This is a genomic window from Pseudomonas sivasensis (assembly GCF_021391435.1).
Classification (GTDB): domain Bacteria; phylum Pseudomonadota; class Gammaproteobacteria; order Pseudomonadales; family Pseudomonadaceae; genus Aquipseudomonas; species Aquipseudomonas sivasensis.
The window spans coordinates 5,806,164-5,827,388 of record NZ_CP090029.1; the positions used below are offsets into that span (position 1 = coordinate 5,806,164).

At 59.8% G+C, this 21,225-nt stretch carries 19 protein-coding genes; 11 read left to right on the forward strand and 8 right to left on the reverse strand.

Annotated elements, in window-relative coordinates; genetic code table 11:
* Nucleotides 1-9: 9 nt before the first annotated feature.
* From dgcA to LRO94_RS26445, 3 genes are all read right to left on the reverse strand, one after another.
* Nucleotides 10-2,070, reverse strand: coding sequence for a dimethylglycine demethylation protein DgcA (dgcA, locus tag LRO94_RS26435; RefSeq protein ID WP_179179799.1), 2,061 nt, complete (start codon nt 2,068-2,070; stop codon nt 10-12).
* A 15-nt stretch (nt 2,071-2,085) separates the two neighbouring features.
* Nucleotides 2,086-2,616 (reverse strand): DUF5943 domain-containing protein, encoded by a 531-nt coding sequence (locus LRO94_RS26440; RefSeq protein ID WP_005792152.1) that lies wholly within the window; start codon nt 2,614-2,616, stop codon nt 2,086-2,088.
* A gap of 77 nt (nt 2,617-2,693) precedes the next feature.
* Nucleotides 2,694-3,671: a dipeptidase gene (locus LRO94_RS26445; RefSeq protein ID WP_179179798.1), complete on the reverse strand. Its 978-nt coding sequence runs from the start codon at nt 3,669-3,671 to the stop codon at nt 2,694-2,696.
* Nucleotides 3,672-3,890: 219 nt separating this feature from the next.
* On the opposite strand from LRO94_RS26445, the gene LRO94_RS26450 reads away from it, so the two are divergent.
* Entirely contained in the window at nt 3,891-4,292 is a 402-nt protein-coding gene (locus LRO94_RS26450; protein WP_032884009.1) for a lysozyme inhibitor LprI family protein, read from the forward strand.
* A gap of 41 nt (nt 4,293-4,333) precedes the next feature.
* Nucleotides 4,334-4,750: a DUF3010 family protein gene (locus tag LRO94_RS26455; RefSeq protein ID WP_032884011.1), complete on the forward strand. Its 417-nt coding sequence runs from the start codon at nt 4,334-4,336 to the stop codon at nt 4,748-4,750.
* Nucleotides 4,751-4,874: 124 nt separating this feature from the next.
* Here LRO94_RS26455 and LRO94_RS26460 read toward each other — a convergent pair whose 3' ends face one another.
* Together LRO94_RS26460 and LRO94_RS26465 are read right to left on the reverse strand one after the other, a co-directional pair.
* The gene (locus LRO94_RS26460; protein WP_179179797.1) at nt 4,875-6,053 is read right to left on the reverse strand and encodes an AAA family ATPase; all 1,179 of its coding nucleotides are present in this window, start codon (nt 6,051-6,053) and stop codon (nt 4,875-4,877) included.
* A 68-nt stretch (nt 6,054-6,121) separates the two neighbouring features.
* A complete protein-coding gene (locus tag LRO94_RS26465) occupies nt 6,122-7,066 on the reverse strand; it encodes a GlxA family transcriptional regulator (protein WP_164444906.1) in 945 nt (314 codons plus the stop codon).
* 193 nt (nt 7,067-7,259) lie between these two features.
* On the opposite strand from LRO94_RS26465, the gene LRO94_RS26470 reads away from it, so the two are divergent.
* From LRO94_RS26470 to LRO94_RS26490, 5 genes are all read left to right on the forward strand, one after another.
* On the forward strand, nt 7,260-8,204 hold the full coding sequence (locus LRO94_RS26470; protein ID WP_032884015.1) for a choline ABC transporter substrate-binding protein: 945 nt from the start codon (nt 7,260-7,262) through the stop codon (nt 8,202-8,204).
* A gap of 73 nt (nt 8,205-8,277) precedes the next feature.
* Entirely contained in the window at nt 8,278-9,165 is an 888-nt protein-coding gene (locus LRO94_RS26475; RefSeq protein WP_032884016.1) for a BKACE family enzyme, read from the forward strand.
* A gap of 124 nt (nt 9,166-9,289) precedes the next feature.
* Nucleotides 9,290-10,255 carry an L-carnitine dehydrogenase gene (locus tag LRO94_RS26480; protein ID WP_095185093.1) on the forward strand — a complete coding sequence of 322 codons (966 nt, stop codon included), beginning with the start codon at nt 9,290-9,292 and terminating at the stop codon, nt 10,253-10,255.
* Between the two features lie 140 nt (nt 10,256-10,395).
* Entirely contained in the window at nt 10,396-10,872 is a 477-nt protein-coding gene (locus tag LRO94_RS26485; protein ID WP_095185094.1) for a thioesterase family protein, read from the forward strand.
* Between the two features lie 251 nt (nt 10,873-11,123).
* Nucleotides 11,124-11,387: a hypothetical protein gene (locus LRO94_RS26490; protein ID WP_032884020.1), complete on the forward strand. Its 264-nt coding sequence runs from the start codon at nt 11,124-11,126 to the stop codon at nt 11,385-11,387.
* 104 nt (nt 11,388-11,491) lie between these two features.
* On the opposite strand, the gene gbdR is transcribed toward LRO94_RS26490, so the two are convergent.
* Both gbdR and LRO94_RS26500 read right to left on the reverse strand, forming a co-directional pair.
* Nucleotides 11,492-12,595, reverse strand: a complete 1,104-nt coding sequence (gene gbdR, locus LRO94_RS26495; protein ID WP_032884022.1) for a choline metabolism transcriptional regulator GbdR — start codon at nt 12,593-12,595, stop codon at nt 11,492-11,494.
* Between the two features lie 609 nt (nt 12,596-13,204).
* Complete coding sequence (locus LRO94_RS26500) at nt 13,205-14,581, reverse strand: L-serine ammonia-lyase (RefSeq protein WP_122763909.1); 1,377 nt, start codon at nt 14,579-14,581, stop codon at nt 13,205-13,207.
* A 416-nt stretch (nt 14,582-14,997) separates the two neighbouring features.
* Between LRO94_RS26500 and LRO94_RS26505 the strand changes: the two genes are divergently transcribed.
* The 3 genes from LRO94_RS26505 (at nt 14,998) to choV (ending at nt 18,035) form a co-directional block, all read left to right on the forward strand.
* The gene (locus tag LRO94_RS26505) at nt 14,998-15,945 is read left to right on the forward strand and encodes a choline ABC transporter substrate-binding protein (RefSeq protein ID WP_032884025.1); all 948 of its coding nucleotides are present in this window, start codon (nt 14,998-15,000) and stop codon (nt 15,943-15,945) included.
* Between the two features lie 69 nt (nt 15,946-16,014).
* Complete coding sequence (gene choW / locus LRO94_RS26510; RefSeq protein ID WP_003194913.1) at nt 16,015-16,860, forward strand: choline ABC transporter permease subunit; 846 nt, start codon at nt 16,015-16,017, stop codon at nt 16,858-16,860.
* Nucleotides 16,857-18,035, forward strand: a complete 1,179-nt coding sequence (gene choV / locus LRO94_RS26515) for a choline ABC transporter ATP-binding protein (RefSeq protein WP_032884027.1) — start codon at nt 16,857-16,859, stop codon at nt 18,033-18,035. Before choW ends, choV begins: the two co-directional genes overlap by 4 nt.
* Nucleotides 18,036-18,212: 177 nt before the next feature.
* Here choV and LRO94_RS26520 read toward each other — a convergent pair whose 3' ends face one another.
* Nucleotides 18,213-20,147 carry a BCCT family transporter gene (locus LRO94_RS26520; RefSeq protein ID WP_233897097.1) on the reverse strand — a complete coding sequence of 645 codons (1,935 nt, stop codon included), beginning with the start codon at nt 20,145-20,147 and terminating at the stop codon, nt 18,213-18,215.
* A gap of 389 nt (nt 20,148-20,536) precedes the next feature.
* On the opposite strand from LRO94_RS26520, the gene betI reads away from it, so the two are divergent.
* Complete coding sequence (betI, locus tag LRO94_RS26525) at nt 20,537-21,130, forward strand: transcriptional regulator BetI (RefSeq protein ID WP_032884029.1); 594 nt, start codon at nt 20,537-20,539, stop codon at nt 21,128-21,130.
* The last annotated feature ends 95 nt before the right edge of the window (nt 21,131-21,225 follow it).

Sequence of the window (21,225 nt, forward strand, 5' to 3'; positions counted from 1 at the left end):
CCTGTGGTGTCAGAAATCCTTGCACAGGCGCAGGGCGTCATAGATGGCAGCGTGGGTATTTCGCTGGGCCACACAGTCACCGATGCGGAACAGCAAGTACCCCTCGCCCGTCTCGCTCAGGCACGGCTGCGGCTTGATCGCGAACAGGGCTTCAACGTCAATCTGACCCTTGTTGCGCGAACCTTCCTTGAGCCCGTAGTAGATGGCTTCGTCCGGACGCACGCCGTTCTCGACCACCACCTGGTCCACCACCCGCTCTTCTTTGGCGCCGGTGTATTCGTTCTCCAGCACCGCCACCAGCTTGTCGCCTTCGCGGTAGACCTTTTCCAGCATCATGTCGCCGGTCATGATCACTTCTTTCGGGTACATGCTGCGGTAGTAAGTCGGGAACGACGTACCGCCAATCGCCACGCCCGGCTTGATGTCGTCGGTGACGATTTCCACCTGGCTGCCTTTGTCGGCCAGGAAGTCAGCCACCGACATGCCGGTGAATTCGCAGATGGTGTCGTAGACCAGCACGTTCTTGCCCGGCGCGACTTTGCCGTCGAGCACGTCCCAACTGCTCACCACCAGGCCCTCAGCCGCGCCCCAGTGTTCGTTCTGCTCGATGTTCGGATGCCCGCCGACCGCCAGCACCACCACATCTGGACGCAGGTCCAGGATGGTCTCGGCATCGGCCGCCACGCCCAGGCGCAGGTCGACTTTCAAGCGCGCCAGTTCCAGTTGGAACCAGCGCGTGATCCCCGCGATCTGGTCGCGTTGCGGAGCCTTGGAAGCAGTGGTGATTTGCCCGCCAATAAATTCTTTCTTCTCGAACAGGGTTACGTCGTGGCCACGTTCGGCTGCTACACGCGCAGCTTCCATCCCGGCCGGGCCGGCGCCGACCACGACGACCTTGCGTTTCGGTCCGGTGGATTTCTCGATGATGTGCGGCACGCCCATGTATTCACGGGACGTCGCGGCGTTCTGGATGCACAGCACATCCAGGCCCTGGTACTGGCGGTCGATGCAATAGTTGGCGCCGACGCACTGTTTGATCTGGTCGATCTGGCCCATCTTGATCTTGGCGATCAAGTGCGGGTCAGCGATGTGTGCACGGGTCATGCCGACCATGTCCACATAGCCGCCTTCAAGGATGCGCGTGGCCTGGTTCGGGTCCTTGATGTTCTGCGCGTGCAGCACTGGAACCTTGACCACTTCCTTGATACCGGCCGCCAGGTGCAGGAACGGCTCCGGCGGGTAGCTCATGTTCGGGATTACGTTGGCCAGGGTGTTGTGGGTGTCGCAACCCGAGCCGACGACGCCGATGAAATCGAGCATGCCGGTGTCGTCGTAATACTTGGCGATCTGCTTCATGTCCTCGTGGGACAGGCCGTCCGGGTGGAACTCGTCACCGCACAGGCGCATGCCCACGCAGAAGTCATCACCGACTTCCGCGCGCACGGCTTTCAACACTTCCAGGCCGAACTTCATGCGGCCTTCGAAGGTGCCGCCCCATTCGTCGGTACGCTTGTTGACCCGCGGGCTCCAGAACTGGTCGATCATGTGCTGGTGCACTGCCGACAGTTCCACACCGTCGAGGCCACCGGCCTTGGCACGCTTGGCGGCACTGGCGTAGTTGCCGATCACGCGCCAGATCTCTTCCGGCTCGATGGTCTTGCAGGTTGCGCGGTGCACCGGCTCACGTACACCGGACGGCGACATCAGGGTCGGCCAGTTAAAGCCGTCCCAACGCGAGCGACGGCCCATGTGGGTAATCTGGATCATGATTTTGGCGCCATGCTTGTGCATGGCGTCAGCCAGGTTCTGGAAGTGCGGGATGATGCGGTCGGTGGACAGGTTCACCGAACTCCACCATTCCTGGGGGCTATCGATGGCGACCACCGAGGAACCGCCGCAGATCGCCAGGCCAATACCGCCCTTGGCTTTCTCTTCGTAGTACTTCACATAGCGATCGGTGGTCATGCCGCCGTCGGTGGCATACACCTCGGCGTGGGCGGTACTGAGCACGCGGTTGCGGATGGTCAGTTTGCCGATCTGGATCGGCTGGAACATTGCTTCGAAAGCCATGGCACGGTCCTCGGCTTACAACGGCTTGACGGTGAACAAGCCGTCATCGTGGCCCTCTTCGGAGCCTCCGTAGACTTGTTCGGCCACAGTGCGGATCTTGCTGCCACGGGCCTCAAGAATCTGGTCCATCGCGCCGGCAAACCAGCCGGTGAACATGTAGTCCACTTTGCGCCCGACCTTGCCGTACACGTAGACAAATGCCGAATGTTCGAGCTTGACGCTGGCGGTGCCTTTATCCAGGTCGATGTCCTGGATTTTGAACAGGCCCCAGCCGCGTTGCGACAGGCGCTTCATGTAGTGTTCAAACACCGCGACGCCTTCCAGGCCGTGGCATTCAGCTTCTTTTTCACACCAGTGCCAAGCGGATTTGTAGCCTGCTTTGTAGAGGATTTCGGCGTAGGCGTCAGCGCCCAGGACTTCTTCGATGCCCATGTGGTTGTTGACGAAGAAATGGCGCGGCACGTACAGCATCGGCAGGGCGTCGGAGGTCCAGACACCGGTTTCGCTGTCGACTTCGATAGGCAATTGAGGGGCGATCTTGGCCATGGAAACTTAACTCCAGAAAATTCGTTTGTATGCCCTCGGCGCCGGATGGCCGAGGGTAAAGAAGTGTCAGCGGTGGCTTATTCGCCCCAGACGTCCTTGAGCACGTTGACCCAGTTCTCGCCCATGATCTTGCGCACCACGCGCTCGCTGTGGCCGCGCTTGAACAGGGTTTCGGTGAGGTTGGGGAACTCGCCCACGGTGCGGATGCCCAGCGGGTTGATGATCTTGCCGAAGCTGGTCAGGCGGCGGGCGTAGCCTTTGTCATGGGTCAGCATTTCGAAGAAATCCTGGCCATGGCCCTGGGTGAAGTCGGTACCGATGCCAATGGCGTCTTCGCCGACGATGTTCATGGTGTATTCGATGGCTTCGGCGTAGTCGTCGATGGTCGAATCGATGCCCTTGGCGAGGAACGGCGCGAACATGGTCACGCCGACAAAGCCGCCGTGGTCGGCGATGAACTTCAGCTCTGCATCGGACTTGTTGCGCGGGTGCTCTTTAAGACCGGAAGGCAAGCAGTGGGAGTAGCACACCGGCTTTTTCGATTCGAGGATGACTTCTTCGGAGGTTTTGGAACCGACGTGGGACAGGTCGCACATGATGCCGACGCGGTTCATCTCGCCGACGATCTCGCGCCCGAAGCCCGACAGGCCGCCGTCACGCTCGTAGCAACCGGTGCCGACCAGGTTCTGGGTGTTGTAGCACATCTGCACCACACCAACGCCGAGCTGCTTGAAGATCTCGACGTAGCCGAGTTGGTCTTCAAACGCGTGGGCATTCTGGAAGCCGAAAATGATGCCGGTCTTGCCCAGTTCCTTGGCGCGACGGATGTCGGCGGTGGTTTTCACCGGGATCACCAGGTCACTGTTCTCGCGGATCAGGGTCTGGCTGGCGACGATGTTATTGATGGTGGCCTGAAACCCTTCCCACACCGACACGGTGCAGTTGGCGGCGGTGAGGCCACCTTTGCGCATGTCCTCGAACAGGTCGCGGTTCCACTTGGCAATAATCAGCCCGTCGATAACGATGCTGTCGGCGTGCAATTCGGCTGGGCTCATCAGGCGTCCCCTTATTGGCGATTCATGCGCCGAATCGTCTGCCGGCGCTTTGGGGCCAGCATATGCCCAGGGGCAACCTGAGCCGGGTGCAAAAACGACAGGGGAATTGCCGAAAGCGTCAATCCGCGACAAAGGCCTACATGACAGCTCTGACTGGCGACTGTTCTTTGTCTTACGCTTGAGCCAGAATTCCTGCATCACCTGATATGAGACGGCGCAATGAAATCGATTTTCCTGGCTTTGGCACTCATCGCAACCGGCGTCCACGCGGCTGAAGACACCGACAGCACGCCGTGCGATGGCATCGAAAACGACAAGCAAACCCTGGAATGCGCCACTTACAACAAAACCACCGCCGAACAATTGTTGAAAGACAACTATCAGGGCCTGCTGGAACGCATGGGTTCTACCTATGGCAGCGACAAGACCAAGCTCGCCGACATTACCGCTCGTCTGAAGGACGCCCAGCAGAAGTGGGAAAAACTACGTGACGCCGATTGCGCGGTGGACACCTTCCCGGCAGTGACCGGCACCAAAGCCTATGCGATTGCGCAAAATGACTGCCTGGCGCGGATGAGTGATGAGCGGTCGGAGTTTTTGGAGTCGATTGGGCAGGAATAAGCGACAATCCCCGCCACTTTTACTCTGAGCCAAGGTTTTTCATGACTATCTGCGGCATCGAAATCAAAGGCAGCGAAGCCATCATCGCTGTCGCCTCCCTGGACAACCAGGCGCTGAGCCACGTCGCCCTGGCTACCAAGAAAATCGCCCTTGAAGACGATGATGAAGCGGCCAACGTCAAAGCCTTTGCCGCCCAGGTGAAGGCCTTCGTGCAGGCCAACGCCGTCACTCGCATCGCGATCAAGAAGCGCAGCAAAAAAGGCGAATTCGCCGGTGGCCCGACCACGTTCAAGATTGAAGGGGTGTTTCAACTGCTGGAGGGGGTTGAGGTGACGTTGCTGTCGCCGCAGACCATCAATGCGCAGAACAAGAAGCACACCTTTGAACTGCCGGCGACGTTGAACAAGTATCAGCATGAGGCCTTCAAGACCGCGTGCTCCGCCCTGCTGAAGAAATAAGCCACGCCGAAATCCACTGTGGGAGGGGGCTTGCTCCCGATGGTGGTGGATCAGCTTGCTCATGCATTGGCTGACCTACCGCTATCGGGAGCAAGCCCCCTCCCACACTGGGTCTGTGGTGTTTTCAGTGGGGTGTATGGCGCTTGTGCCGCAGCCAGTCGCCGAACGTTTTGTCCTCCAGGGCATACCCACCCCGGCTCGACTTCCACACCAACTCCTTATCGCGTAACGCATCGATACAGGCCTGAATGGTCTGGGTGCCCGGCACCACGTCGCTGCCCATGTCCTCCAGCGCCTTGCTGACCGCTATGAGTGTGCTGTCGGTAAACGGCGCAAAAGGTTCGTTATTGTGTGAGCGCGCCACCATCACCTCCAACACCGCACGCTGCGGGATCGTCAGGGCGTTCCAGGCGCTTTCGAACTCGGTCCATACACCCGCGCGCAGCAGTTCGGCGCGGCTGTGCAGCAGTTCGCCCAGATTGCTGGCCTCGCCCAACTCCAACGCCACTTCGCCGATGATCGTGCGCAGCATTTCGGGACGACGACCGACCAACTCGAAGGCTTCGTCGATATCCGCAGCACTGAATTGATTGTCTTGGGCCAAGTGCGCATTGAGGTGCACGGTGTAGGCCTGGGTGAACTCTTTGCCCAGCAACGGAAACGGCGTAATGCTGGAGCCGAAAAACGGTTGGCTTTTGCCCAGCACCAAATGGGCCAGTTTGTCGCGATTGGAGCCCGTGAACACGAGATGCAATCCGCTGCCCTCCTCGTCACGGCCCTGGTTGAGTTGGTCCCGGGCAGCTTTGAGCGCGAACATCGCGTTGATACCTGAATCGCTGGTCAATGCGTGCTGCGCTTCGTCTATCACCAGCACGACGGTTTTTTGCGCAACGCTGTGGAGCAACTCCAAGGCTTGGGTCAACGTGGCGCCGACCGGCAATTGCGGCTTGCTGAAATCCCAAGACAGGGTACGCAGAAAGCTGAGCTTCTCGATCCCGATATTCTTGGCCAGCTTACGAATGCCCTTTTCATAGGGAACCAGCGCAGCGGCTATGGCGCTGGCGATCAACTCGGCGGGGTCCTTTTCCTTGTCGGCCCACAAATCCACGTACACGGTCAGCCAGCCCCGAAGCTGACACTCCGGGATCAGGTCTTCGCGTAAAAAAGTACTCTTACCGGTGCGGCGCGGCGCTGCGAGAAACAGGCCGGAAGTGAAATCCTGAATACCGGCCCCCACAAGACCATCGGCAATGCTGCGCGCCAGGACTGGGCGGCGGAACACGAAACCGCTGTTCTTGGTCATGGTTTTATACTCAATTATGGAAAGGACTATAAATTATAGCCACGAGTATAATTAACTATAATTGCCCGTCAAACCACCTCCCGTCGCCGATCCTCCCTCGGGCACTTCGCAAACCTAGCGCGATAGCTGCGCGTGAAATACGACGGCGACTCAAACCCACAGGCAATGCTGACTTCCAGCACGCTTAAATCGCTCTGGCGCAGCAGTTGCCGGGCCTTTTCCAGGCGCAGGCCGAGGTAGAAGTTGCTGGGCGTGTCATTCAGATGCAGGCGAAACAGCCGCTCCAACTGGCGCCGAGTCACCTTGATCGCTTCGGCCAGGGCCAAGGTGCTCAAGGGCGGCTCGGTGTGTTGCTCCATTTCGCCGATCACGTGCACCAATTTTTTGTTGTTGATGCCGTAGCGCGTAGCGATCTGCATGCGCTGGTGGTCTTTGCGTGGGCGGATGCGGCCGAGTACGAATTGTTCGGAGACTTGAATCGCCAGTTCCGGGCCGTGGGCCTGGGCGATCAGGTCGAGCATCAAGTCGATGGACGCGGTGCCGCCGGCGCAGGTGATGCGGCGGCGGTCGATCTCGAACAGTTCCTGGGTGACGGTCAGGTGAGGATAGGACTCCTTGAACGCGTCGATGGCTTCCCAGTGCAAGGTCAGGCGATGGCCGTCAAGCAGGCCGGCTTCGGCGAGGACGCAGGCGCCGGTATCAATGGCACCAAGGGTCACGCCGTCGTGGTCGAGGCGACGCAGCCAGTGTTCCAGGGCGGGGGTGGCGAACTGCAGCGGTTCAAAGCCGGCCACCACCAGCAAGGTCGCCCCTTTTTTCAGCGGTTCCAGCCCGGCGTCCGCGTTGACCGACATGCCATTGCTCGCCAACACCGCGCCGCCATCGGCACTCAGCACATGCCAGCGGTACAGCTCGCCACGAAAGCGGTTGGCCACCCGTAGCGGTTCCAGCGCGGAGATAAACCCAATGGCCGAAAACCCCGGCATCAGCAGAAAGTAGAAATCCTGGGACATGGTGGCGCTCTCGTCGGACGGGCAGCGTGGCACTGTGATACTCCCGTTCAGGGGTGGATTCAAGGGGGCAGGTCGCTGCAGTGCAAGAGGTGGTCGCCGCCGTGCGTTTTGCTGGCCCCTGGCTTGCGTAACTTGGCTGCACGGCGCACAAAGACGCCGGACCCCACAATAACGACCTGCCGAGGGATCCACCATGAATCGACTGATCAGCCGCTGCGTGCTTGCACTCAGTGCCAGCGCTATTTTGAGCACCAATGTGATGGCAGCGGATGCCGCTTCATGCCAGAACGTGCGCATGGGCGTGGTGAACTGGACCGACGTCATCGCCACCAGCGCCATGACCCAAGTACTGCTCGACGGCCTCGGCTACAAGACCAAACAAACCAGCGCCTCCCAGCAAATCATCTTCGCCGGCATCCGCGACCAGCGCCTGGACTTGTTCCTGGGGTACTGGAACCCGTTGATGACCCAGACCATCACGCCATTCGTCGACGCCAAACAAGTCAAAGTCCTCGACAAACCAAGCCTGGAAGACGCCCGCGCCACCCTCGCCGTGCCGACTTACCTGGCGGACAAGGGCCTGAAAACCTTCGCCGATATCGCCAAATTCGAAAAAGAACTGGGTGGCAAGATCTACGGCATCGAGCCGGGCTCGGGGGCTAACACCCAGATCAAGGCGATGATCGCCAAGAACCAGTTCGGCCTGGGCAAATTCCAACTGGTGGAATCCAGCGAAGCCGGCATGCTCGCCGCCGTCGACCGCGCCGTTCGCCGCAAGGAAGCCGTGGTGTTTTTTGGCTGGGCGCCGCACCCGATGAACGTCAACGTGGCGATGACTTACCTCACCGGCAGCGACGACGCCCTGGGCCCGAACGAAGGCATGGCGACCGTCTGGACCGTCACTTCGCCGACCTACGCCGAGCAGTGCCCCAATGTGCACAAACTGCTGACCAACCTGACCTTCACCGCGGCCGACGAGAGCCGAATGATGCAGCCGTTGCTGGATCACAAGGACGCTATCGAGTCGGCCAAGCAGTGGCTCAAGGATCACCCTCAAGACCAGGCTCGCTGGCTGGAAGGCGTGACCACCTTCGATGGCAAACCGGCCGCCGCCAACCTGCAATTGACCGGCAAGTAACACCCTTTCAACCACTGCTTCGCAGCCAGACACGGCTGCGAACGGCATCACCACGCCTGTAAGGAACCGTCTCATGAATCACGACGTCATCATCACCTGCGCACTCACCGGTGCTGGCGACACGACCGCCAGAAGCCCACACGTGCCGGTCACCCCCAAACAAATCGCAGCCGCAGCGGTTGAAGCCGCCAAGGCCGGCGCCACCGTGGTGCACTGCCATGTGCGTGACCCCGAAACCGGCAAGTTCAGCCGCGACGTGGCGCTGTATCGCGAAGTGATGGAGCGCATCCGCGAGGCGGACATCGACATCATCGTCAACCTCACCGCCGGCATGGGCGGCGACCTGGAGATCGGCGGCGGCGAGAACCCGATGGAGTTCGGCCCCAATACCGACCTGGTCGGCCCGCTGACGCGCTTGGCCCATGTGGAAGAACTGCTGCCGGAAATCTGCACACTGGACTGCGGCACGCTGAACTTCGGCGATGGCGACACCATTTACGTGTCCACCCCTGCGCAGTTGCGCGCCGGTGCCAAACGCATTCAAGAGTTGGGTGTAAAAGCCGAACTGGAAATTTTCGACACCGGCCACCTGTGGTTCGCCAAGCAGATGATCAAGGAGGGCCTGCTCGACAACCCGCTGTTCCAACTGTGCCTGGGCATCCCATGGGGCGCGCCGGCCGACACCACCACCATGAAAGCCATGGTCGACAACCTGCCCGCCGACGCAGTGTGGGCGGGCTTCGGCATCGGCCGCATGCAAATGCCGATGGCGGCGCAAGCGGTACTGCTGGGCGGCAATGTGCGGGTAGGCCTGGAAGACAATCTGTGGCTGGACAAGGGCGTGCTGGCGACCAATGGGCAGTTGGTAGAACGGGCCAGTGAGATCCTCAGCCGCTTGGGCGCGCGAGTCATGACCCCCGCAGAGGGCCGGGCAAAGATGGGCCTCACCAAACGCCGCTGATCAACATGTGGGGGGGGCTTGCCCCCGATGGCGGAGGATCAGCACCAGTTGTATCGACTGACACACCGCTATCGGGGGCAAGCCCCCTCCCACAGGGGATTACCAACCTCTTTAGGAATGTGCCATGAGCTTTATCACCGAAATCAAAACCTTCGCCGCGCTCGGCAGCGGTGTCATCGGCAGTGGCTGGGTATCCCGCGCCCTCGCCCACGGCCTTGATGTAATCGCCTGGGATCCGGCCCCCGGCGCCGAAGCCGCCCTGCGCAAACGCGTTGCCAACGCATGGGGTGCGCTTGAGAAACAAGGCCTCGCACCCGGCGCATCCCAAGACCGCCTGCGCTTTGTCGCCACCATTGAAGAGTGCGTAAAAGACGCTGACTTCATCCAGGAAAGTGCCCCAGAACGCCTGGAGCTGAAGCTGGAATTGCACAGCAAGATCAGCGCAGCAGCCAAGCCCAATGCATTGATCGGCTCCAGCACCTCAGGCCTGTTGCCGAGCGAGTTTTACGAGGGCTCGACCCACCCTGAGCGCTGCGTGGTCGGTCACCCGTTCAACCCGGTTTACCTGCTGCCATTGGTGGAAGTGGTCGGCGGCAAAAACACCGCGCCCGACGCTATTCAAGCCGCGATCAAGGTGTACGAATCCCTCGGCATGCGCCCGTTGCATGTGCGTAAGGAAGTCCCCGGCTTCATTGCCGATCGCCTGCTCGAAGCGCTCTGGCGTGAAGCGTTGCACCTGGTGAATGACGGCGTGGCGACCACCGGCGAAATTGACGATGCCATCCGCTTTGGCGCAGGGTTGCGCTGGTCGTTCATGGGCACCTTCCTGACCTACACCCTCGCGGGCGGCGATGCGGGGATGCGGCATTTCATGGCGCAGTTTGGTCCGGCACTGCAGTTGCCGTGGACGTATCTGCCGGCGCCCGAGCTGACTGACAAATTGATTGATGATGTGGTGGATGGCACTAGCGATCAGTTGGGTACACACAGCATTTCGGCACTGGAACGCTATCGTGATGATTGCCTGTTGGCGGTGCTGGAAGCGGTAAAAACCACCAAAGCCAAGCACGGTATGACTTTCGCCGAATAACCCACGTGGGAGGGGCGGTGCGACGATTCGACTTGCCCCCCGATAGCATTGGATCAGTCAAGAAATCTGGCAACTGACACACCGCTATCGGGGGCAAGCTCCTCCCACATTTTGACCGAGTACTGATCCGGGAGTTTTCCATGCCTGCACTGACGACCTACACCACAGCAATCCTCCCCGAGTGGGTCGACTACAACGGCCACCTGCGCGACGCGTTCTACCTGCTGATCTTCAGCTACGCGACCGACGCGCTGATGGACACGTTGGGCCTGGACAGCGAAAACCGCGACGCCAGCGGCCACTCACTGTTCACCCTTGAACTGCACCTGAACTACCTGCACGAGGTGAAACTCGGCGCCGAGGTTGAGGTGCATACCCAACTGATCGCCCATGACGCCAAGCGCCTGCACCTCTATCACAGCCTGCATCTTGTGGGCGAAGAGCGGGCGCTGGCGGGTAACGAACAGATGCTCTTGCACGTCGATCTGGCCGGCCCGCATTCGGCGCCGTTTACCGAGCCGACGCTGGAAAAAATCATCGCTGTCAGCGCTGCACAGGCTGACCTGCCCAAACCTGCCCTGCTTGGCCGTGTCATCGGTTTGCCGGTCAGACAATAAGCAAAAAAAACCCCGATCCAATGTGGAGTGGATCGGGGCAGAGTGCCTTGTGTGAGCCGTACATCCCGAGGGTGACCAAACCGTCAAGCTGTGTGCCTGGGTTCAGTGTGCCGATAAGTGCGGTTGGCAAATGGCCCGAAAACGACACGCTCATAGCCATCTGAGGCATTCGCGCATTCTGCCCTTGCCGACCGCATGGGCGGCTACCAGAATCCCAGTCAGACCTCGCTCCCCTCACCAGGATAAACGTCATGATGCATGCGGATTTGATTGACCAGGATGACCTGCTGGGCCAACTGCGCTCACTGGGTTTCGACGTGTCCAGCGGCGCCACCGCTGAGCAGGCCTGCGAGTGCGCCGTGCGCGGTTTGAGCGAAGCACGGGCTAAAGCGCTCAAGGGCATGGTGGAACAGATGTACAGCGGCAGCGCGACGATCCTGCCGGCGGTGCGTCAGGCGATTGATAAGCAGCTGTTGCCGGCTTTGGTGCAGTTCAAGCAGAACTCTGGTGTCTGATAGACCGCTATCGAGAGCAAGTCGAATCGTCGCACCGCCCCCTCCCACACTTGGAATCCATTCCCATGTGGGAGGGGGCTTGCTCCCGATGCAGTCAACTCGGTCTAAAGCCGCACGCTCGCAAAAGTCGACTCATTGCGCGCCTGACTCAACGCCGACATCGGCCCGGCCAACGGTGACAACACCAACGCCTGCGGAATCGGCATCATCGCCACCTGCTGGGTGGTGTTGGAACCGACGCGCTCATCCCGTGGCGGAATGCCGAAGTATTCGCGGTAGCACTTGGAGAAGTGCGGCGTAGACACAAACCCGCACACCGAGGCCACTTCGATGATCGACATCGGCGTTTGCTTAAGCAACTGCCGTGCACGGATCAGACGCAGTTTGAGGTAGTAGCGCGACGGCGAGCAGTGCAGGTATTTCTGGAACAGGCGCTCCAGCTGGCGCCGCGACACGGCGACGTACACCGCCAGTTCGTCCAGATCGATCGGCTCTTCCAGGTTGGCTTCCATCAACGCCACAATTTCCTGCAGCTTCGGCTGGTTGGTGCCCAGCATGTGCTTGAGCGGCACACGCTGGTGATCCTGCTCGTTGCGGATGCGCTCGTACACAAACATCTCGGAGATCGCTGCCGACAGTTCGCGGCCATGATCGCGGCTGATCAGGTGCAGCATCATGTCCAGCGGCGCGGTGCCGCCGGAGCTGGTGAAGCGATTGCGGTCGAGGGTGAACAGGCGTGTGCTCATGGCCACGCGCGGGAAGGCTTCCTGCATCGACGCCAGGCATTCCCAGTGCACGCTGCAATCAAACCCATCAAGCAGGCCGGCGCAAGCCAGGGCCCAACTGCCGGTGCAGACGGCGCCAAGACGGCGGGACTGGCGCGCCTGGCTTTGCAGCCACGACACGTGTTCACGGGTAACGGTGCGCTGAATACCCACGCCGCCGCACACGATGACGGTGTCCAGGGCCGGAGCTTTGTGCATGGAGGCATCGGGGGTGATTTGCAGACCGTCGCTGGCCCAGACCTGGTTGCCGTCGACACTCAGGGTTGTCCAGCGATACAACTCGCGACCGGACAATTGGTTGGCCATGCGCAGCGGTTCCACGGCTGACGCCAGGGAAATCAGCGTGAAATTGTCCAACAGCAAAAAGCCGATGGATTGAGGCGCACGGTTCTGGGGTTGGGCCCCTGAGTTGAACGACGTCATCGCGGTATCTCCTCACACTAAGCGGGTGTTGGCCTCAGGCGAGGCTCTTGTTATGGCGGTCGGCCTCAGGAAGGCGACGCTTTAAATAGATAGAGCAAATGCCATGCCTAAAATTGAATGGCTATTCAATAACTCCTGAAAACGACCTGATAACGCGTCTATATAAGCCCGCGCAGGAAGTGCGGAATATGGCCGAAAAGGGACGTAGGAGCAGCACTGCTCAAGGGGTGTGAGCAGTTCGGTAGCACTTGTGGGAAGGCGCTTTCAGCGTGTAGGAAAAGTCTGTCACCACACGCACAGGTGACGAGTGGTCGGAGGGAAAATCGTTCGGGAGCTACTTATCTGTTTGCGACGCGCTAAAAGGTGGCGATTTTGGTTGGAGTGTTCACTTGTAGTGAGCGGGCTTGCTACGCGCTGGGTGGCGAAGCCGCCCCAAAATCAGGCGACCGGGTTTTATCTGAAACTATGTGGTGCCTTTATTGATTGGGGCGGCTTCGCCACCCAGCGCGGGGCAAGCCCGCTCACCACAAAAGCACGCTCACCACAAAAGCCCGGCTCACCACAAAAGCCCTGTTCATCACTAAGGCCCTGTTCATCACAACAAGCTCATCAGCACTCCACTGCACTGACCGCCAACCCACCCCGCGATGTCTCTTTGTACTTGTCATGCATATCTGCCCCGGTATCGCGCATGGTGCGGATTACCCGGTCCAGGGAAATAAAGTGCTGACCGTCGCCACGCAAGGCCATTTGCGCCGCGTTGATCGCTTTTACCGCCGCAATCGCATTGCGCTCGATGCACGGCACTTGCACCAACCCACCCACGGGGTCGCAGGTCAGGCCGAGGTTGTGTTCCAGGCCAATTTCGGCGGCGTTGCACAGTTGCTCCGGCGTAGCGCCAAGAATCTCGGCCAGCCCGGCCGCGGCCATGGCACACGCAGAACCCACTTCCCCCTGGCAACCGACTTCGGCACCCGAGATTGAGGCGTTCTTCTTGCACAGAATCCCTACCGCCGCCGCACTGAGCAGGTAGTCGACCACGTTGGCTTCGGTGACTTCGTCGCTGAACTTCATGAAGTAGTGCAGTACCGCCGGAATAATCCCCGCCGCGCCATTGGTGGGCGCGGTGACCATGCGCCCACCGGCGGCGTTTTCTTCGTTGACCGCGAGGGCGAACAGGTTGACCCACTCCATAGCGCTCAACGTCGAGCCAATCACATTGGGCTTGTTCAACTCCTGCAGGCTGCGGTGCAACTTGGCCGCGCGGCGACGCACGTTAAGGCCGCCAGGCAGGATGCCTTCGTGCTTGAGGCCCTGCTCCACGCACGCCTGCATGGCGTGCCAAAGCTTCATCAGGCCGCTGCGGATTTCTTCTTCGGAGCGCCAGACCTTTTCGTTGGCCAGCATCAACTCGGCAACGCGCAGGTTGTGGGTCTTGCACAACTGCAACAACTCCACCGCGCTGGAAAAGTCATAGGGCAATTCGGTGCGGTCCATATCCGCCACGCCGCTTCGGGCCTGGGCTTCATCCACCACGAAACCACCGCCCACTGAGTAGTAGGTGTCGCGGTGCAGCTCGCCATCATCACCAACTACCACCAAGGTCATGGCGTTGGGGTGGAACGGCAGGTTCTCATCGAGCAGGCGCATGTCTCGTGCCCATACAAACGGCACCGGCAAACGCCCGTCCAGCAGCAGTGTGTCGGTCTCGCGCAGGGTGTGGATGCGCAGGCCGATCTGCGACGGATCAATTGCATCCGGCCACTCGCCCATCAGGCCCATGATGGTAGCGGTGTCGCTGCCGTGGCCGATGCCGGTGGCTGACAACGAGCCGTACAGCTGAACTTCGACGCGCCGTACTTGTTCCAACAATTCACGTTCACGCAGTGCTTGGACGAACAACGCCGCGGCGCGCATGGGGCCGACGGTGTGAGAACTAGAAGGCCCGATGCCGATCTTGAACAGGTCGAAAACGCTGATAGCCATTAACGTGGAACTCCTCGATAAGCACGGGCCGGACTTGAACAAGCTGCTACGCTCAGATCGCCCAGATGGCGGCATCATCAAGGTTTTATCTGCCGTCACGGCGTCTCACACCGACGCACCCATGCTCACCAGCGTCGCTCGCGTGCGATCGCCTGTTTTGGCCGTTTTCAGCGGCGCAGATGGGCAAAAACTGCGGTTTTGCCTTGGGAAAAACCTGTAAGCGACGTCACCGACACTGGATGCGACCCTCCCTGTACTGGATACGACGCCCCCTGTAGGCGTCAGATTTTCACTGGTACATGATCAGTCTCGACTCGTTTGCAAGGCACCGTGGCAGAGCTGTTGTCGCACGCTCCAACCGCAACACTTATAAAGCGCGGCGAAGGCCGCCAGAAAAAACACAGGAGTCTACCCAGATGAAAGGTTCACCCTCGTTGTTGTTGGCCGCCATGCTGAGTCTTCCCGTCATGGCGCACGCTGCAGAACCGGAACAGTGCAAGACCGTCAACTTCTCCGATGTCGGCTGGACCGACATTACCGTCACTACCGCGACCACCAGCGAAATCCTCAAGGGCCTGGGCTACAAGCCGCGCACCACGATGATTTCGGTACCGGTGACTTACAAGTCCCTGGCCGACGGCAAGAATATGGATATTTTCCTCGGCAACTGGATGCCGACCATGGAAAACGACATCAAGCAGTACCGTGATGCCGGCACCGTGGAAACCGTGCGCGCCAACCTGGAGAACGCCAAATACACCCTGGCGGTCCCCGAGGCGCTGTATAACAAAGGTCTGAAAGACTTCGCCGATATCGCCAAATTCAAGGATGAGTTGGGCGGCAAGATCTACGGCATCGAGCCGGGCAACGACGGCAACCGCACCATCCAGACGCTGATCGATAAAGACGCCTTCGGCCTGAAAACCGCCGGCTTCAAAGTGGTCGAATCCAGCGAAGCCGGAATGCTCTCGCAGGTGGAACGCGCCTCCAAGCGCGACCAGGCCATCGTGTTCCTCGGCTGGGAACCGCACCCGATGAACACCCGTTTCAAGATGAAGTACCTGACCGGGGGTGACGATTCGTTCGGCCCCAACTACGGCCAGGCCACCATCTACACCAACGTCCGCAAGGGCTATACCCAGGAATGCAGCAACGTTGGCCAACTGCTGAAAAATCTGTCGTTCACCTTGAACATGGAAAGCACCCTGATGGGTAACGTCCTTGACGACAAGATGAAGCCCGACGCCGCCGCCAAGGCCTGGCTGAAAAAGAACCCAGAAGTACTCGACACCTGGCTTGCAGGGGTCACCACCGTCGATGGCAAACCAGGTCTGGAGGCCGTCAAAGCGTATCTCGCCAAGTAATACTGCTGACCCCGGGGCGGTACGCTGCCCCGGGATGTATTCCCTCTTCGCATGTGGACATTCACTACCATGCTGACTGAACAGAAAATCCCACTAGGCCAGTACATCGCTGCCTTCGTCGATTGGTTGACCCAACACGGTGCCAACTACTTCGACGCAATCGCATCGACACTGGAAACGATGATCCACGGCGTGACGTTTGCGCTGACCTGGTTCAATCCGCTGGCATTGATCGGTCTGATTGCGCTGCTGGCTCACTTTATTCAACGTAAATGGGGACTGACGGTTTTTGTCATCGCCTCCTTCCTGCTGATCCTCAACCTGGGGTACTGGCAGGAAACCATGGAGACCCTGGCGCAGGTGCTGTTTGCCACCCTGGTCTGCGTGGTCATCGGTGTGCCGCTGGGCATTGTTGCCGCGCACAAACCGATGTTCTACACCATGATGCGGCCGGTGCTCGATCTGATGCAGACCGTACCGACCTTCGTTTACCTCATCCCTACCCTGACCCTCTTCGGGCTGGGTGTGGTGCCTGGGTTGATCTCCACGGTGGTATTCGCCATTGCCGCGCCGATCCGCCTGACCTACCTGGGTATCCGCGATGTACCGCAAGAGTTGATGGACGCCGGCAAGGCCTTTGGCTGCTCGCGCCGTCAGTTGCTCTCGCGCATTGAACTGCCCCACGCCATGCCGAGCATTGCCGCCGGCATTACCCAATGCATCATGCTGTCGCTGTCGATGGTGGTGATCGCCGCGCTGGTAGGCGCCGATGGCCTCGGCAAGCCAGTGGTCAACGCGCTGAACACCGCCGACATCGCCCTGGGCTTTGAAGCGGGCCTGGCAATCGTGTTGCTGGCCATCATGCTCGACCGCATCTGCAAACAACCCGACGCCAAAGTAGGGGGTGATGCATGAGCATTATCCGATTCGACAATGTCGACGTGATCTTCTCCAAAGACCCACGCGAAGCACTCAAGCTGCTCGACCAGGGCATGCATCGCAACGAGATTCTGAAAAAGACCGGGCAGATTGTCGGCGTTGAAAAAGCCAGCCTGGATATCGAGAAAGGTGAAATCTGTGTGCTGATGGGCCTGTCGGGCTCCGGCAAATCGAGCTTGCTGCGTTGCATCAACGGCCTTAACACCGTGAGCCGTGGCCAGCTGTTTGTGGAGCATGAAGGTCGTCAGATCGACATCGCCTCCTGCACCCCTGCCGAGCTGAAAATGATGCGCACCAAGCGCATCGCCATGGTGTTCCAGAAATTTGCCCTGATGCCTTGGCTGACGGTGCGCGAAAACATCAGTTTCGGCCTGGAAATGCAGGGCCGTCCGGAGAAAGAACGGCGCAAGCTGGTGGACGAGAAACTTGAGCTGGTGGGCCTGACCCAGTGGCGCAACAAGAAGCCGGACGAACTCTCCGGCGGTATGCAGCAGCGTGTTGGCCTGGCCCGTGCGTTGGCGATGGACGCCGATATTCTGCTGATGGACGAACCCTTCTCCGCCCTCGACCCGCTGATCCGCCAGGGCTTGCAGGACGAGTTGCTGGAACTGCAACGCAAGCTGAGCAAGACCATCGTGTTCGTGAGTCACGACCTCGACGAGGCGCTCAAGTTGGGCAGCCGCATCGCGATCATGAAAGACGGCAAGATCATTCAGTACAGCGTGCCGGAAGAGATCGTACTCAACCCCGCGGACGACTATGTGCGTACCTTCGTCGCCCACACCAACCCGCTGAACGTGCTGTGCGGCCGCAGCCTGATGCGCACGCTGGACAACTGCACGCGAGTGAACGGCTCGGTGTGCCTCGATCCAGGCGGTGACTCGTGGCTGGACCTGGCTGAGGGCAACACCATCCAGGGCGCCCGTCAGAATGGCGTGGTGATGAACCTGCAGAACTGGGCACCGGGGCAAGCAGTAGAAGGCCTGGGCCGGGTACCGACGCTGGTGGATTCGAATATCGGCATGCGTGATGCGCTGCAGATTCGTTACCAGACAGGGAACAAGCTGGTGTTGCATGACAACAACCAGGTGGTGGGGATCCTGGGCGACAGTGAGCTCTACCACGCCCTGCTGGGCAAAAACCTGGGCTAGCAAACACCGCAAACGCCATTGGAGAAACTGGGTCAAACATGTGGGAGGGGGCTTGCCCCCGATAGCGGTGGATCAGTAACAGATGAACTGACTGACACACTGCAATCGGGGGCAAGCCCCCTCCCACATTTTTTGCCCCAGTGGTGTCAGTGACAACACCACCGGGCTTTCAAAGCATCAGCTATAGACACGGCCAAGGAGCTGCCGATGGCTTTCAAACTGATCGAGCACGTCCCGGGTGATCTGTTCCTGGGCGAAGCCCATCAGGTCGTATTCCTGAGGCCCGTTGTGCAGGTACACCTCGGCACGGTAATAGCGGGTGCGCTCTTCTTCAGGCAGGTCGCTCGGCGCCGACGAGTAAGCATCCAGGCTCACTTCATAAACGAACGGGTTGCCCTCTTCCATCTCGATCCGCACACCGATGCAACGCTTGGACTTGCCCAACAGCGTCTGCACTTCCAACCCTTGCTCACGCAACGCGACCGCCGCCTCTTCCAGCGCTGGCGTGACGTGCTTGTCCATGAAGCGCTGCACAGTGCCCTGGCTCGGTTGCAGGTCGAGTGCCGTCAAACGCTCGCTGAAACCACGACGCCCGCGTTCAGCCAGTTGCGCCTGCTCCTGTTCGATCGCCGCGTCCTGGCGCATGGCCTTGTGCAGACCGAACATGAAGAAAATCAGCACCACCGAAAACGGCAGCCCCGCCAACACCACCATGGTTTGCATGGCTTCGAAGTTGCCGGCAAACAGCAGGCCGATGGTCACCAGGGTGATCACCACCGACCAGAAGATCCGCAGCCAGTGCGGCGCATCTTCATCCACGTTGCCGCCTTTGCAGGAAAGGTTGGCCATCATCACCGCGCCGGAATCCGCCGGGGTCAGGAACAGCACAAAGCCTACGAAGATCGACACACCAATGACGATTTTCGACGCTGGGTAGTGCTCCAGCAGTTGGTAGATGGCCATGGACGGCTGTTCCAGCGCCGTCTTGCCCAACTCCACCGCCCCTTGGTTCAGCACCAGGTCCAGCGCCGAGTTACCAAAGATCGACAGCCACGCCAGGGTAAAGCCCAGCGGGATCAGCAGCACGCCGGCCACCAGTTCACGCACCGTGCGACCACGGGAAATACGCGCGATGAACATACCTACAAATGGCGCCCAGGAAATCCACCAGGCCCAGTAGAACAGCGTCCACAGGCCCATCCAGCGCTCGGTTTTTTCACCGTCGCCTTCATACACATACAGGTCAAACGTCTTCAGCACGATGCCGTTGAGGTAATCACCGGTGTTCTGCACCAGGCCATTGAGCAAGTGCAGGGTCGGGCCGAACAGCAGCACGAAGATCAGCAAACCGCTGAACAGCACGATGTTGAGGTTGGACAGGCGACGAATGCCATTCTCCACACCCGACACGGCAGCGATGGTGGCGACGGTGCTCATCACGATGATCACGATGAGCAGGTTGGTGTTGCTGTGTTCCATGCCGAACAGGTTTTCCAACCCGGACGACACCTGCAACGAACCGATCCCCAGGTTGGTTACCAGGCCCAGCAGGGTCACGAACATGCCGAAACCGTCCACCGCGTGGCCCGCCGCGCCTTTGACCCAACGCTCGCCCATCAGCGGGTACAACGCCGAACGCAACGCCAGCGGCTGGTTATGGCGGTACGCAAAGTACGCCACGGCCAGGCCGACCAAGGCGTAGATCGCCCAGCCATGCAGGCCCCAGTGCAGGAAGGTCAGTTGCAACGCCTGGCGAGCGGCGCCATTGCTGGCGGCCGCGCCTTCAGGCGGGTTGAAGTAGTGATCCAACGGCTCCGAGGCGCCGAAGTACAGCAGCGAGATGCCGATGCCCGACGAGAACAACATGCCGGCCCAGGCGCCGTAGCTGAAGTCCGGGGTGTCGTCCTTGCTGCCCAGTTTCAACTTGCCGTAGGACGAAAACGCCAGGCCGACTACGAATACGAGATAGGCGGCGATGACCACCATGTAGTACCAACCGAAGCTTTTGGAAAGCCACGCCTGGGCTACGCCGAGCATGCGCCCGGCCTCCTGCGGGGCGATGATCAGAATGGCAGTCAACAACAGAATCAGCGCGGTGGAGGTGTAGAACACCCAACCGTTGACCCGCACCTTTTCCGGCGGGGTCTTTATAAGAGAGGCAGAACTCATGGCGCAGATGCTCCGGGCAGTGCGAGAGAGAAACACAAGGCAACGGTTATCCCAGGCCATCGATTTTTCGGCAGTCGACGGACGGGTGTTATAAAGACACCCCGAAAATTCCTGCGCCCCGTCGATGCGGTGCCAGGCGCTTATGCGGCCTGTTTCAAGGGTTTCCCAGGTGTCAGATGTCGCCGCCCTCACGTAGGAAATACCTGTAGGCAGCGACCATTTGTCGCAGAGCTTATTCTTTGTTGATTGAACGTTCAATCAAAACAAAATAGACTGGCCTTCAAGTCGACGAACGTTCATCGCCCGTCGGCAGGCCTAAGGAGAGGTGCTACATGCCCAAGGTCGGTATGCAACCCATACGCCGCCAACAGTTGATCGAAGCCACGTTGACGGCCATCGATCAGGTCGGAATGGGAGATGCCAGCATTGCGCTGATCGCCCGTTTGGCCGGCGTTTCGAACGGCATCATCAGTCACTATTTCAAGGACAAGAACGGCCTTATTGCAGCGACGATGCGCTACCTGATGAACGCGCTGATTGAGAACGTCCACGAACGCAGGCTTGCGCTCACGGACGACAGCCCACGGGCACACCTTCAGGTGATCATCGAGGGCAACTTCGATGCCAGCCAGGTCAACGGCCCGGCAATGAAAACCTGGTTGGCCTTCTGGGCCACCAGCATGCACCACCCGTCATTGCACAGGTTGCAGCGGATCAACGATCAACGTCTGTATTCCAACCTGTGCTGCCAGTTCCGCCGAACGCTGCCGCTGCCGCATGCACGCAAAGCAGCCCGAGGCCTGGCGGCGTTGATCGACGGTTTGTGGTTGCGCGGCGCCCTGTCGGGAGACGCTTTCGACACGGCGCAAGCGCAACGGATCGCTTACGAATACATGGATTTCCAATTGGCCAAGCAGGTGAGTTAGAGCCCTTATAAACGCTCAACCCCTGAACGTCTGCCGCTCAGTGTTGCCACACCCTTATGGCCCACTTAGCGGCGGGTAACGCCAACCACTTATGC

Bases quoted from the DNA above. Each gene is read 5' to 3' on its own strand.
- gbdR (WP_032884022.1), bottom strand. From the start codon at position 12,595: ATGACGTCGTTCAACTCAGGGGCCCAACCCCAGAACCGTGCGCCTCAA.
- betI (WP_032884029.1), top strand. From the start codon at position 20,537: ATGCCCAAGGTCGGTATGCAACCCATACGCCGCCAACAGTTGATCGAA.
- choV (WP_032884027.1), top strand. From the start codon at position 16,857: ATGAGCATTATCCGATTCGACAATGTCGACGTGATCTTCTCCAAAGAC.
- LRO94_RS26440 (WP_005792152.1), bottom strand. From the start codon at position 2,616: ATGGCCAAGATCGCCCCTCAATTGCCTATCGAAGTCGACAGCGAAACC.
- LRO94_RS26450 (WP_032884009.1), top strand. From the start codon at position 3,891: ATGAAATCGATTTTCCTGGCTTTGGCACTCATCGCAACCGGCGTCCAC.
- LRO94_RS26500 (WP_122763909.1), bottom strand. From the start codon at position 14,581: ATGGCTATCAGCGTTTTCGACCTGTTCAAGATCGGCATCGGGCCTTCT.
- LRO94_RS26485 (WP_095185094.1), top strand. From the start codon at position 10,396: ATGCCTGCACTGACGACCTACACCACAGCAATCCTCCCCGAGTGGGTC.
- LRO94_RS26455 (WP_032884011.1), top strand. From the start codon at position 4,334: ATGACTATCTGCGGCATCGAAATCAAAGGCAGCGAAGCCATCATCGCT.
- LRO94_RS26465 (WP_164444906.1), bottom strand. From the start codon at position 7,066: ATGTCCCAGGATTTCTACTTTCTGCTGATGCCGGGGTTTTCGGCCATT.
- LRO94_RS26505 (WP_032884025.1), top strand. From the start codon at position 14,998: ATGAAAGGTTCACCCTCGTTGTTGTTGGCCGCCATGCTGAGTCTTCCC.
- choW (WP_003194913.1), top strand. From the start codon at position 16,015: ATGCTGACTGAACAGAAAATCCCACTAGGCCAGTACATCGCTGCCTTC.
- dgcA (WP_179179799.1), bottom strand. From the start codon at position 2,070: ATGGCTTTCGAAGCAATGTTCCAGCCGATCCAGATCGGCAAACTGACC.
- LRO94_RS26470 (WP_032884015.1), top strand. From the start codon at position 7,260: ATGAATCGACTGATCAGCCGCTGCGTGCTTGCACTCAGTGCCAGCGCT.
- LRO94_RS26445 (WP_179179798.1), bottom strand. From the start codon at position 3,671: ATGAGCCCAGCCGAATTGCACGCCGACAGCATCGTTATCGACGGGCTG.
- LRO94_RS26480 (WP_095185093.1), top strand. From the start codon at position 9,290: ATGAGCTTTATCACCGAAATCAAAACCTTCGCCGCGCTCGGCAGCGGT.
- LRO94_RS26460 (WP_179179797.1), bottom strand. From the start codon at position 6,053: ATGACCAAGAACAGCGGTTTCGTGTTCCGCCGCCCAGTCCTGGCGCGC.
- LRO94_RS26490 (WP_032884020.1), top strand. From the start codon at position 11,124: ATGATGCATGCGGATTTGATTGACCAGGATGACCTGCTGGGCCAACTG.
- LRO94_RS26475 (WP_032884016.1), top strand. From the start codon at position 8,278: ATGAATCACGACGTCATCATCACCTGCGCACTCACCGGTGCTGGCGAC.